This is a genomic window from Microvirga sp. ACRRW, from assembly GCF_022346925.1.
GTDB lineage: Bacteria > Pseudomonadota > Alphaproteobacteria > Rhizobiales > Beijerinckiaceae > Microvirga.
In genome coordinates this window covers 1-13,524 of sequence record NZ_JAKRNJ010000005.1, presented here as the reverse complement: position 1 = coordinate 13,524, position 13,524 = coordinate 1, and the positions used below count along the sequence as shown (strand labels likewise).

Annotated in this window: 10 protein-coding genes; all 10 read right to left on the bottom strand. The window is 58.9% G+C overall.

Going from position 1 to position 13,524, the window contains the following annotated elements:
• Nucleotides 1–64 precede the first annotated feature (64 nt).
• Nucleotides 65–1,939 (bottom strand): methanol/ethanol family PQQ-dependent dehydrogenase, encoded by a 1,875-nt coding sequence (locus MHY87_RS12890; protein ID WP_239352312.1) that lies wholly within the window; start codon nt 1,937–1,939, stop codon nt 65–67.
• Between the two features lie 1,032 nt (nt 1,940–2,971).
• Nucleotides 2,972–3,901, bottom strand: coding sequence for a YVTN family beta-propeller repeat protein (locus MHY87_RS12885; protein ID WP_239352310.1), 930 nt, complete (start codon nt 3,899–3,901; stop codon nt 2,972–2,974).
• A gap of 69 nt (nt 3,902–3,970) precedes the next feature.
• Complete coding sequence (locus tag MHY87_RS12880; protein ID WP_239352308.1) at nt 3,971–5,197, bottom strand: ABC transporter substrate-binding protein; 1,227 nt, start codon at nt 5,195–5,197, stop codon at nt 3,971–3,973.
• A gap of 282 nt (nt 5,198–5,479) precedes the next feature.
• Entirely contained in the window at nt 5,480–5,953 is a 474-nt protein-coding gene (locus MHY87_RS12875) for a lytic transglycosylase domain-containing protein (protein ID WP_239352306.1), read from the bottom strand.
• A gap of 168 nt (nt 5,954–6,121) precedes the next feature.
• A complete protein-coding gene (locus MHY87_RS12870; RefSeq protein WP_239352304.1) occupies nt 6,122–6,874 on the bottom strand; it encodes an SDR family NAD(P)-dependent oxidoreductase in 753 nt (250 codons plus the stop codon).
• 72 nt (nt 6,875–6,946) lie between these two features.
• The gene (locus MHY87_RS12865; RefSeq protein WP_239352302.1) at nt 6,947–8,422 is read right to left on the bottom strand and encodes an aldehyde dehydrogenase family protein; all 1,476 of its coding nucleotides are present in this window, start codon (nt 8,420–8,422) and stop codon (nt 6,947–6,949) included.
• 99 nt (nt 8,423–8,521) lie between these two features.
• Nucleotides 8,522–9,721 (bottom strand): multiple monosaccharide ABC transporter permease, encoded by a 1,200-nt coding sequence (gene mmsB, locus MHY87_RS12860; protein ID WP_239352300.1) that lies wholly within the window; start codon nt 9,719–9,721, stop codon nt 8,522–8,524.
• 1 nt (nt 9,722) lies between these two features.
• Nucleotides 9,723–11,252, bottom strand: a complete 1,530-nt coding sequence (gene mmsA, locus MHY87_RS12855; protein ID WP_239352298.1) for a multiple monosaccharide ABC transporter ATP-binding protein — start codon at nt 11,250–11,252, stop codon at nt 9,723–9,725.
• Nucleotides 11,253–11,351: 99 nt separating this feature from the next.
• The gene (gene chvE, locus MHY87_RS12850; protein WP_370644922.1) at nt 11,352–12,455 is read right to left on the bottom strand and encodes a multiple monosaccharide ABC transporter substrate-binding protein; all 1,104 of its coding nucleotides are present in this window, start codon (nt 12,453–12,455) and stop codon (nt 11,352–11,354) included.
• Between the two features lie 252 nt (nt 12,456–12,707).
• A partial coding sequence (locus tag MHY87_RS12845; protein ID WP_370644921.1) for a FadR/GntR family transcriptional regulator occupies nt 12,708–13,524 on the bottom strand: 817 nt, incomplete at its 5' end.

Here is a 13,524-nt window from a genome sequence, read left to right as displayed (position 1 = left end):
GTGAGCGCCTGGCCTATCTAGAACCGAAAGCCAGGCGCATCATTTTCTCAGCCGAGCGCCGGCTTTATTGCGCTGGCAAGGCGAACACCGTCAGCGTGCCGCCAAGCGTGGTGTAGTTGGCAAGCGCCGCATAACCACCGACAGCACCAAGGCCCGCCGTCTCGACGGCGCGAGCGCCGGTTTCCTGACGTCCGGGATTAACGGCGGTCTGCCAGGCTCCGGCTCCCTCTTCACCCATCAGACCAGCGGCAAGGCCGATACCGGCCCATCCGCCGACGCCGGACAGAACGGCAATGTACTGCCGTCCCTTGTGCTCATAGGTCGTCACATTGCCGATGATGCCGGACGGTGTCTTGAACTTGTAGAGTTCCTTACCCGTCTGAGCGTCGACGGCCTTCAGATAGCCTTCAAGCGTGCCATAGAACACGACATTGCCGGCAGTCGCCAAAGCACCAGACCAGACAGAGAACGGCTCCTTATTCGTCCAGGCGATCTTGCCGGTTCTGGCATCCCACGCGATGAAGTTGCCCATATTCGTTTCGCCTTGAGGCGGGAACATGGAGAGGATCGCGCCGACATAAGGCTGCCCCGCCGTGTAGCTGACACGGAACGGCTCGTAATCCATGCAGACGTGATTGGTCGGAACATAGAACAGCCCCGTCTGCGGCGAGAATGCCGCCGGCTGCTGATCTTTCGAGCCAAGGGCTGCAGGACAAACATGCTTCGTATTGGTGTCTTCTCCTTGCTGCTCGGTGGAGTATTGAGACACGACCATCGGGCGCCCATAGGTCGGACTGTTCTTGTCCATATCCACCTTGGAAACCCAGTTGACGGCCGGATCGTACTTCTCCGCAACGAGAAGCTCGCCGTTGGTGCGATCCAAAGTGTAGGCAAGGCCGTTACGGTCGAAGTGAACCAGGAGCTTGCGCATGCGCCCGCCGACTTCCTGATCGACCAGGATCATCTCGTTCACGCCGTCATAGTCCCACTCGTCGTGCGGGGTCATCTGGTAGAACCAGCGCGCCATCCCCGTGTCCGGATCGCGGGCCATGATGGTCATGGACCACTTGTTGTCGCCAGGGCGCTGCTTTGGATTCCAGGTCGATGGGTTAGCGGTTCCGTAGTACACGAGGTTCTGCTCGGGATCGTAGGAGTACCATCCCCACGTGGTCGATCCGCCGATCTTCCACTGTTCTCCCTGCCAGCTCTTGAGACTCGAATCCTTGCCGATCGGCTTGCCGAGATGAGTCGTTTTTTCCGGATCGACCAACATTTCGTTGTCCGGTCCCGTCGAATAGGCACGCCACACCTGCTTGCCCGTCTTCATGTCATAGGCTGTCACGTGACCGCGTACGCCGAACTCGCCGCCGGAGATACCGACAAGCACCTTGTCTTTGACAGGCATGACGGTCGCCGTGTTGGTCTCACCCTTCTTCGGATCGCCGTTGACGACCGACCAAGCGACTTCACCCGACTTCGCGTCCAGCGCAACGAGCGTCGTATCCGCCTGATGCAGGAAGATCTTTCCGTCCGCATAGGCGAGACCACGATAAACGGTATCGCAGCACATCACCGGAATGACGTTTGGATCCTGCTTGGGCTCATATTTCCAGAGGATCTTGCCATCGCTGTTCAGATCGAGAGCATAGACGATGTTAGGGAATGGCGTATGGACATACATCACATCCCCGATCACCAGGGGCCCACCTTCATGGCCACGGAGAACGCCGGTCGAGAACTGCCAGACAGGCTGCAGTTTGTTGGCATTATCCTTCGTGATTTGATTGAGTTTGGAAAATCGGGTGTTTGCATAATCACCCGTTTGAATGACCCATTGCTTGGGGTCCTGGGTCATCTTCATCAAGTCTTCGTTGGCAGAAACTGGCCAAACCGCCGAAGCCGTGCCTAGCAGCACGGTCGCAAGCACAACTCTTCGCATTTGTTTCCTCCCGATGGACGCATTCTGCCAAGACGCAGCCAACATCATGCTGACCGCTCACGCGGCGTACTCATGGGATCATTCGGCTTCGGTAGCGTTTGGCGGCCATATACGGCGTCGTGCCAAAGGAGAGCGAGAGGCCCAGCTTGGCTGGCGTCGGACGGCGAAGCGAACGCCAGCCCGGATTAACCGAAGACGAAAGCAATTTAGAATAATTTGCCTTACTAAGCAATTTTTGCTTTTGCTCGTCTCCTGCTTGTCCTCACTTTGCTGCGCGTTTCACGTGCCATGCACGCCTCTCACTCCACCGTCATTACTTTATACCGGATAGTTGGGTGGCCTCCTGTATCGAACTCATACATTCAGTCTCTTTCCCTTCGCGGTCGAAAGCGCGGGCACGGTCGAGAGCGGCCATCGCCTGACGCATTCGATCTGGATCTGAAGCCTTTTCACCCTGTGCAACTTGCGCACTCGTCGGTTGGCCTTGCGTCTGAGCGCGAGCATCGGCAGGTGACGCGGCCCGCCCTTGAGTGGCCTCATTCATCGCTGGCGTCGCTTGAGTTTCAGGAACCGCTCCGGCCTTTGGCACTTGTCGGGGTGTTGCAGCGGCTCCAGGAGCACCCGCCGCACTTCCCTGTCCTTGTATTGTACCGGTTGAGGAGGCAGCTCCGCCCTGCCCCATCTGAGCAGATCCTGTGCTGGTCGGACCGGAGCCTGCGTCACGGCTGGCCAGTTGCTTCGAGAATGTATCGATTCTGTCGGTGCAAGGCCCGGCTACCACTCCAGAGCTTACCAACAGGGAAGCTACGCTGACGATCAAGAATGTGTTTGTCCTCATGTGCGTTTCTCCCTCTCATGAGATGCACTTCAGAACAATCGGCCTCGCAAATTGACGTTCCATCCACGCTGAGTGCGTGCCATTCCATGCGAGTTATAAACACTACACAGAAGAAGTACCCAGAATGAGTTTAGAATGGGACTTCGTCTCGACACTCCATGAGCATGCTCAGATCGACGGGACCGGGGCTCTGTTTACGGCCCGACGACAACTCCCCACGGGGATCCTCCAACTCTGACGCTCTTCAGCACTTTCTCAGAGGCGACATCGATGATCGAGACATCATTGGAGATGCCGTTCGTCGAGATCAGGAGCTTTTCGTCGGGTGTCATGGCGAGTTGCCAGACACGTTGGCCGACGAGCAAATACTTTTCCACTTCAAGCGTTTCAGCATTCACCACGGCGACCCGGTTCGCCGGACCTAAAGCAACGAAGGCCTTCTTGCCATCCTTCGTCAGCCGCACCCCAACCGGCTGAATCGCCTCCCTTGTAATTCCAGGGATGGAGAATTCAATTTTCTTGAGAATTTTGCGACTGACAGGGTCGATCACGCTCACTGTCCCTCCAACTTCGGAAGAGACCCACAGCGCTTTCCCATCGGCGGAGAACTCGGCAACTCGCGGACGCGCATCGACCAGCACGTTGCCGACGACCTGATGGTTCACCGTGTCGATGAAGTGAGCCATGTTGGTAGTCTCGGACGTGTTCACGAGGATCGTCCCATCAGGGCTGATCCCCATCCCTTCCGGCTCGACCCCGACCGGCACCTCGGCCAGAACGCGGTTTGAATTCACATCAACAACGGTGACCATGTTGTCATCCTCGTTGGCGATGTAGAGCGGGTTTCCTTTCGGATGCAGGACAAAAAGTTCAGGGTCAGGACCAGACCTCAGGTTGCGCACCACCTTTCCGGTCGCCGTATCGACAACATCCACCCGACTGTCGTCGCTCGCACAGACATAGAGCCATTTGCCGTCCAGACTTAAGGTGATGCCTCTGGGACGCCGACCAACCTTCCACGTCGCAATCACCGCGAGCTTGTCCGAGTCGATGACCGAAACAGTGTTGTCCTTCTCGTTCGAGACATAGATCGGATAGGCATTCGCCTCGGGTACAGCGCCCATCCACACGGCCCAGATAACGGCAAGCGCGGTCCTTGGAGCGACACAAATCCACGACATGGAATCTCTCCTCTATTGGGCTTTGCAACTGGTTTCCGGCTGATCGAAGCCAAGGGTATCGAGCGGTGTACGCTGGTGCAGGAAGCCCTTCTCCGGAGCCACTGAGACGAGAAAGCGTGGTTGCACGATAAGGAGCGGCTGGCGGAGCTGCCGGTCCCAGGGACGGAAGCTCAACGACACACCCTTGTAAGCTGGAAGACTGAAATCCGCTCCCAGGATGAACTGCTTCACCGTCCCGGGATCTGTCGCTTTGGTCTGGGTGATGGCCTCGCCGATCGTTCGCACAGCCATCCAGGTCTGGTAATCGAGAGGCCGCATTAAGCGTTCCGCAGAACGACGGAAACGGGTCTGTGCCTGTGCCGCACCCCACACTTCCAGAGTTGGGTGCCACGTGGTTGCGATCAGTCCCTGAGTTCCCACGACGAGCCGTGGATCCCAGGTTCGATATGCGACGTAGTCGCCAAAATCGCCTGCCTCGTCGGCCACGACGACGATGTCATAAGTGATGTTCTGCGTGACGGCCAGCGCCTCGGCTGTCGTTGGGCTGTCAGCCTTCGCACGAGCCAATGGGCCGAACTCCCAAGGCTTCTCGTCTGCTATCACAAGCCCAAACTTGCGGGCAGACCGCCTCATGGCTTCCGCATAAAGTTTATCCGCTTGTTGCGGACCAACGATCAGAAAGAGCCGCCGCCATCGCTTGAAGGCAAGAAACTGGGCAAGCGCGTCGGTCAGCATCGCGCGGCTCGGCGCCATATGAAAGACGTTGGGACGGCAATCGGTACCCCGCAACCGGTCATCTGTCGCGCTGACGTTGAAAAGCACCACGTTCTCGTCTTTGAGCGCATCGGCAATCGCCAGAAGCTCGTCAGCCGGAAGATTGATCGCCAGGAATCCGACGCCGCTTGCAACGCGACTGCGTGCAGCCGCAACCGCATCCTGGCCCTCTTCGAGCGCCTCCTCTTCGAGGATGTAGCGATGACCTGTGAACTGACCGGTCGTGTTGTTGTCGCGGATCGCCAGCTGCCCGCCTGCAATCCCCTCATTCTCAGGCACAGGGTCGAACTCGTAGAGCGGTGGCGGCGATGGCTGGCGCGTGATCAGCGCGATGCGAATGTCAGTTGAAGCCGGTATCTGCGCCCATGCGGGCAGAACCCAGAGGGCGGCAATGAATGCACTCAAGATCAGCAGGCCGATCACCTGGTGACCCTGGAGTTGTTGCCTTGAGCGAAGCGGTACCATTGGAAGGTGCCTTGTTCACACGAGGCCGAAGAGTAAAGCCGAGCCAATGCCGCAACGACGGCCTCTCACTTCGGCGAATGCACACGATTATTGCGCAGCAATCCGATCAAACAAGACTTAGCTGTCCGCATTTTCTACCGGCGGATCGTTTACATTCAGGAGAAGAATATTCCGGCATCACTGACGAGCATGAGAAGAGAAGGCTGCCCTAAGCTCCTGACTTTTGCGCAGTACAAGACGGCGGACTGGCCTGTGGGCCAGTCTTCAATCCTACGGATCGGATCATTGCCCAGAGACGGATACTGACGCAATCGAACCGGTTGCGACGGGATCGCTCATCGCTGTCCTAAGCTGCCCCAAAAGGCCTTTCTGCTTCGCCACATAATAGTAGCCGCCTGCATAGAGAGAGACGGCACGATCCTGGTTTCCGCCGGCCACTCGGTAGGCATTGGCCAGATAGGCGACCGCGTAGGTGAGATTGGTGTTGGCATCGAGCAGGCCCGCTGCGGAGCCTCGATAACCCATGCCGCGCGCTGTGGCGTGGCTGATCTGCATGAGGCCGTAATAGATCCGGTTCGTGGCTCGGGGGTTGTAGCCGCTCTCGCGTCGGATGACGCGATGGATCAGGCCTTCAGGCACGCCGTAAGCCTTGGCATGCTGGGAGACGAGAGTATCGATGGTGGCGCGGTCGGTAGCGGCGGCCGGCAAGGTACAGGCGGCAACCATGGCACAGCCAAGAGCAAAACGAGCGATCATGACAACCCCTTTGTTTGAAGGGGCATTCTCCGACCGAACGTGGCAATAAGGCGTCAGCTTGGCTGTAAGAGCGCGCGAAATACTCGATCTACGTGACTAGAACCAAGCATTTGCAACAAAAAAGCCGGTGCTGGGCACCGGCTTTCTATTTGGTGGTAGAGACGAATTTCAGACCCAGCCGCCATCCACCAGATAGGTCTGAGCCGACATGGCACTTGAAGCGTCCGAGCCCAAGAAGAGAGCCATATTGGCAATATCCTGCGGCACGAGCTTGCGCTTCACACATTGGCGCTTGAGCAGCTCCTTCTCGCTCTCGGGCGTGAGCCAGAGATCGATCTGGCGCTGGGTCATGATCCAACCAGGCACGAGGCAGTTCACCCGGATGTTCTTCGGGCCGAGTTCACGCGCCAATGCGCGAGTGAGACCGACGGAAGCGGATTTCGCGGTCTTGTAGGCTGCGAAGGAATCGTCGCTCACCATATAGCTAGTCGAGCCCATGTTGATGATGGAGCCCCCGCCAGCTTTCTCCATGTCCGGCAGGACAGCCTGGGCCGCGAAGAACTGGTGATCGAGGTTCGTCGCGAAACGCTCGCGCCAATATTCCGGCGTCACCTGATCGATGGTGTGGCGGTCATCGCGGGCGGCGTTGTTGATAAGGATGGTGATGGGCCCGAGCTTTTCGCTCGCGCGGCGGATGGCCGCTTGCAGGGCCGGAATATCGCGCACGTCGTTGTGCTCGAAATGCACGCGCTCACCAAGTTCCTTCGCCAGGGCCTCGCCTGCCTCGGCATTGTAGTCGAGGATGGCGACATTGCTTCCCTGCTCATGGAAAGACCGTGCGATGCTCTCGCCGATGCCGCTGGCACCGCCTGTGATGAGGACCGTCTTACCCTTCAAGGAGCCGTAAATCGTCTGCGTCATGGAACTCTCGTTTGTTCGGAGACAATGCTGGCATTGCGACGTATGGATGCCACAACGCCTTTTTGTGGAGGCTTATTCGCTGCCCTTGGTCTTCGGCACGTAGGGACCGTTGCCATCGAAGGTGTAGGCGGTCTTGACCGTGGTGTAGAACTCCTGCGCGTAGCGGCCCTGCTCGCGCGGACCATAGGACGATCCCTTCCGGCCGCCGAACGGCACATGGTAATCGACGCCCGCCGTCGGCAGGTTCACCATCACCATGCCGGCCTCCGCATTACGCTTGAAATGACCAGCATATTTCAGGCTGGTGGTGCAGATACCCGACGAGAGACCGAACGGTGTATCATTGGCAAGCTCCAGCGCCTCGTCATAATCCTTTGCACGGATCACGGTGGCGACAGGCCCGAAGATCTCTTCACGGGCTACGCGCATCTGGTTGCCTACTTCCGTGAAAAGTGCCGGTGAGAGATAGAAGCCGGGCGCATCGCGCTTGAGGAGTTCGCCACCCGCCACGAGCTTGGCGCCTTCCTCCTGGCCGATCTTGATGTACTTGAGGTCCTGATCGAGCTGGCTCTGGTCCACTACGGGACCGATATGCGTGCCGCTCTTCAGCGCGTCGTCGATCACGAGACCCTGCATGCGCTCCTGCATCGCCGCGACGAAACGGTCGTGGATGCCGTCCGTCACGATCAGGCGCGAGGAGGCGGTGCAGCGCTGGCCCGTGGAGAAGAAGGCCGAGTTGATGGCGCATTCCACGGCTACTTTCAGGTCGGCGTCGTCAAGCACCACCATCGGGTTCTTGCCGCCCATCTCAAGCTGGATCTTCTTCATCGGGTCGGCCGTGATGGCGCTCATGGCCACGCGGCGCCCCGTCGGCACCGAGCCGGTGAACGAGATCGCAGATACCTTCGGGCTCTGCAGCAGAGCCTCGCCGACGATGGAGCCTTTACCCATCACAAGATTGAACACGCCAGCGGGCACGCCCGCGCGGATGATGATCTCGGAGAGAGCATGCGCGGAGCCGGGCACCAGCTCGGCAGGCTTGAACACAACGGTGTTGCCATAGGCGAGCGCGGGGGCGATCTTCCAGGCAGGAATCGCAATCGGGAAGTTCCAGGGCGTGATGAGACCGACGACGCCCACCGGCTCACGGGTGATCTCGACATCGATGGCAGGCCGCACTGACGGGAGCTTCTCACCGGCCATCCGCAGGCACTCGCCTGCGAAGAAGTGGAAAATCTGGCCGGCGCGGGTGACCTCGCCGATGCCTTCCGGCAGGGTCTTACCCTCTTCGCGGGAAAGCAGGCGTCCGAGTTCATCCTTGCGGGCCAGGATCTCGTCGCCCACCGCCTTCAGGATGTCGTGGCGTTGCTGGATGGAGGAACGGGACCAGGCGGGGAAAGCGTCATGGGCTGCATCGATGGCGGCTTGCGCCTCGGCTGTGGAAGCCCGCGCGAAATCGCCGATCACGTCATTGGTGTTGGACGGGTTGAGGTTAGGCGACGCTTCGGACGCGGCAACCCATTCACCGGCAATATAGTTTTTCGTCATCGGTCTTTCTCCATTCCGTGTCCAGGCTCGAAGGCGCCCTGCCCCTGGCAAGTACCATTCAATTCCTCGCGCCCTCGCCGTGAAGCGAGGGCCCTCTTGTTACTTCTTCCGGTTGTAGACGTCGAGGGATACGGCCGCGAGCAGCACAAGCCCTTTGATCACCTGTTGATAGTCGATTCCGATACCAAGGATCGACATGCCATTGTTCATGACACCCATGACGAAGGCGCCGATCACGGCACCTGTGACCTTGCCGACACCGCCTGTGGCAGAGGCCCCGCCGATAAAGACGGCGGCGATGACGTCGAGCTCGAAGCCGAGACCGGCCTTCGGGGTCGCCGTGTTAAGGCGCGCCGCGAAGATCAGACCCGCCAAGCCCGCCAATACGCCCATGTTCACGAAGGTAAGGAAGGTCAGGCGCTCCGTCTTGATGCCGGAGAGCTTTGCCGCCTTCTCATTGCCCCCGAGTGCATAGATGCGACGGCCGATGGTCGTGCGATTGGTCACGAACGCATAGAGAATGATGAGGCCGGCCATGATGACCAGCACGTTCGGCAAGCCGCGATAGGTCGCCATGAGATAGCAGAACGCAATCACGAAAAATGCCAGAAGCACGTTCTTGGCGACGAAGAGGCCGAAAGGCGCCGCCTCGACATCATGCTTCAGCTGGTTCGTCCGGCTGCGGACGCTGAAATAGACAATGGCGATGACACTCGCGACGCCGATGAAGAGAGAGGTATAATTGAACCCCTCGCCTCCGAAGAAATCGGGAATGAAGCCGGAGCTCAGGCGTTGGAAAACAACCGGGAACGGGCCTACCGACATGCCGCCGAGGAGCGCAAGCGTAAGCCCTTTGAACACAAGCATGCCAGCAAGCGTCACGATAAAGGATGGGACCTTGAAATAAGCCACCCAGTAGCCCTGGGCCGCGCCGATCAGGCCGCCGACCGCGAGGCAGGCGATGGTGGTCGTGACAGGATCGAAGCCCCAGCGGACCATCATCATGGCAGCCAATCCGCCGACGAAGCCCACGATGGAGCCCACCGACAGGTCGATATGCCCGGCCACGATGACCAGCAGCATGCCCAGCGCCATGATGACGATGTAGCTGTTCTGCAGCACGAGGTTCGTGAGGTTAAGCGGCCGCAACAGGGTACCGTCAGTCGTCACCTGAAAGAACAGCATGATGACCAAGAGAGCCAGCAGCATTCCATAATCGCGGAAATGAGCCTTGATGAACTCCAGCCACGACGTCTTTTGCTGGGAAACGTGAAGCTCGTCAGCGGTTCTCGTATCCATCTCAGCGCCTCCCCGACTTGACGATAGCGTGCATGATTTTTTCCTGTGAGGCCTCGGCGACATCGAGCTCGGCAATCAGGGAGCCCTCGTTCATCACATAGATCCTGTCGCACATACCGAGCAGTTCCGGCATTTCCGACGAGATCATGAGGACGCCCTTGCCGGCATCCGCCAGCCCGTTGATGATCGTGTAGATTTCGTACTTCGCGCCGACATCGATGCCGCGTGTGGGCTCATCCAGAATGAGGATCTCCGGGTCGGAGAAGAGCCACTTGCTCAGAACCACTTTCTGCTGATTGCCGCCCGACAGGTTCACAGCCTCCTGGAATACGTTGGATGAGCGGATGCGCATCTTGCCACGATAATCGTTGGCGACCGCCAGTTCCCGAATATCGTCAATCACGAGGTTCTTCGACACACCGTCCAAATTGGCCAGGGTAATGTTCTTGCGGATGTCCTCTTCGAGAACCAGACCATAGGTCTTTCGGTCCTCCGTGGCATAGGCGATGCCGTTGGCGACGGCCTTTTCCACCGTGCTGACGTCGATCTCCTTGCCGTGCAGCCGGGCGCGCCCGGAGATGTTCTGACCGTAGCTTCGGCCAAAGAGGCTCATGGCGAACTCGGTCCGCCCTGCTCCCATCAGTCCCGCGATGCCGACGATCTCGCCGCGCCGGATGTTCAGATTGACGTTCTTGACCACCTGCACATGCGAATGAAGCGGGTGATAGGCTGACCAGTTCTCCACCTGGAAGATGGTCTCCCCGATGCGGGATTTGCGTTTAGGATAACGGTCCTCCATGGTGCGACCGACCATTCCGCGGATAATCCTGTCCTCGCTGATTTCGCCAGCGTGACAATCGAGGGTCTCGACGGTGCCGCCATCGCGGAGAACCGTGATGGAATCGGCAACCTTCGTGATCTCATTGAGCTTGTGCGAAATCAGAATCGAGGAGATTCCTTTCGCTTTGAACTGTAAGAGAAGGTTCAGGAGCGCATCGCTGTCCTTCTCGTTCAGGCTGGCGGTCGGCTCGTCCAGGATCAGCAGTTTGACCTTCTTGGATAGTGCCTTCGCAATTTCGACGAGCTGTTGCTTGCCGACGCCGATATTGGTGACCAGCGTTTCCGGCGACTCGCTCAAGCCGACGATCTTGAGCAGCTCCTTCGTGCGCGAGAAAACCGCCGACCAGTCGATGACGCCGAACTTCGCCTGCTCATTGCCGAGGAAGATGTTTTCCGCAATCGACAGAAGCGGCACCAGGGCCAGCTCCTGGTGAATGATAATGATGCCGAGCTCTTCGCTGTCCGAGATGCCCTTAAAGCGGCGTTCCTGGCCCTCGTAGACGATCTCGCCGGAATAGGAGCCATGCGGATAGACGCCGCTCAGCACCTTCATGAGCGTCGATTTTCCCGCACCGTTCTCGCCGACGAGCGCATGGATCTCACCGGCCTTGACGGTGATGTTGACATTGTCGAGCGCCTTCACGCCCGGAAACGTCTTGGTGATCCCTCGCATCTCAAGGATCGCGTTCATCGCTTCAACCTCGGGCAACTCAAGAAAGGGCCCGATGGCCCTTCCAGAAATGAGCAAGGACCCTGCGCCGGAACGCAGGGTCCGTCCGCCGTTCAAGTCTTACTTGAACTGGTCTTCCTTGTAGTAGCCGCTGCCCACCAGAACTTCCTTCCAGTTGGAAGCATCAACGCTGACAGGCTTCAGCAGGTAGGCGGGAACGGTCTTCACGCCGTTCTCGTAGGTCTTCGTGTCGTTCACCTCGGGCTGCTTGCCGGACAGAACGGCGTCCACCATGTTTGCCGTCACCTTGGCGAGCTCGCGGGTGTCCTTGAACACCGTCGAGGTCTGCTCCTTGGCGAGGATCGACTTCACGGACTGAACCTCGGCATCCTGGCCGGTGATGACCGGCATCGGCTGCTTCGGCGTACCGTAGCCGACGCCCTTCAGCGACGAGATGATGCCAATGCTCAGGCCGTCGTAAGGTGAGAGAACCGCATCCACGCGCTTGTCGGTGTAATAGGCGGAGAGCAGGTTATCCATGCGGGCCTGGGCAACCGCGCCGTCCCAGCGAAGGGTCGAGACCTTGTCCATGCCCGTCTGGCCGCTCTGCACCTTGAGCTTGCCGCTCTTAATGTAGGGATCGAGAACGGACATGGCGCCGTTGTAGAAGAAGTAGGCGTTGTTGTCGTCCGGCGAGCCGCCGAAGAGTTCGACGTTGAACGGGCCCTTGCCCTCCTTCAATCCAAGCGCCTTCTCGATGTAGCCGCCCTGAAGCACGCCGACCTGGAAGTTGTCGAAGGTGGCGTAGTAATCGACGTTCTTCGAGTTACGGATCAAGCGGTCATAGGCGATGATCTTGATGCCCTTGTCCGCGGCCTGCTGCAGAGCGTCCGACAAGGTGGTGCCGTCGATGGAGGCGATCACGAGCACCTTCGCGCCCTTGGTGATCATATTCTCGATCTGGGCGAGCTGGTTCGGGATGTCGTCTTCAGCGTACTGAAGGTCAACATTGTAGCCCTTCTCCTTCAGCACCTTGACCATGTTGTTGCCGTCGTCGATCCAGCGCGCGGACGACTTAGTGGGCATTGCCACGCCGACTGTGCCCTTATCCTGGGCCAATGCCGGAGTGAGCAGGCTGGTTGCGCCGAGAGCCAGTGCTGCGAAAGCAGTCGTGAAAGTCCTCAAGGTCGTTCTCCCTTTCCATCCTATGGCCGGACGGTTCATGGCTGTGCCGGCTTCATATCTAGAGTTCTGATACGGCGGGCCTAGGCGGCTTAAGGCTCTTCTCCGACTGGAGAATGTCGTCCAAGCGCCGATATCCTGGGCCCTTCTTCGGGAGCCCTTGCTGGTCGCATATCAGGCGATTTCCCCACGAAAGTCACGTGATCAATCGCCCAATAATACTATAATACTATTAAGCCGTGGAGAAGCGCATCAGGACAGTCCGGAAGTCCTGGGAAACGAAGGAGTAGAGGATCAATCGCTTGAGAAGGCGTGGGTCTGAATCGCGGTCAGAGCGCTTGCGCCGTGCTTGATCCGAATACGTTCGGCCGCCTGCATGATCAGGAAAGACATAGCCTCGCTGGCCGCTACCGGGTTCTGGCTCTCGATGGCATCGAATACGGCCTGATGCTGCCTCATGACCGTCTCAAAGCGGTCGTCGCTCGAAACCGGAGAGCTGATTGTGAACGATGTGGCGAGCGCGGCACCGATGACAGAGCCAATGGACTGCAGGAACGGATTGCCCGAGGCCTCAAGAATGGCCTGATGGAAGGCAAGGTCCGCCTTGGTGAACCCCTGCCGGTTGGATGCGCAACCATACATGGCTTGAAGGGCCGACCTCATGCTCTCGAGCTGCTTGGAGTTCCGGCGCAGGGCAGCGGTCGCGCAGGCGAATGGTTCGAGTGTCTGGCGGATCTCGAAAAGCCACCCGAGGAATCTGGCATCGACGCCCATCTCGAGATGCCATTCGAGAATGTCGGCATCGAACATGTTCCAGTTATGACGATCCAGAACCTTCGTGCCGACCTTGGTCTTGGATTCGATGAGTCCCTTAGCGGCAAGCGTCTTCAGGGCTTCGCGCAGGGCGGTGCGGGAGACGCCAAACAGCTCCATCAGCTCGGCATCGCCGGGCAGGATGCTACCGATGGGAAACCGCCCTCTCATGATGTTCTGGCCGATACCGTGGGCCACGAGATCGTGGGCCGACCGCGTCCTCGCAGGCTTCTGTAGATCGTTCGCCAAAACCATGATGCGCTCTTTGTACCCTACCTTGTTCGGATCGACGCTGCCG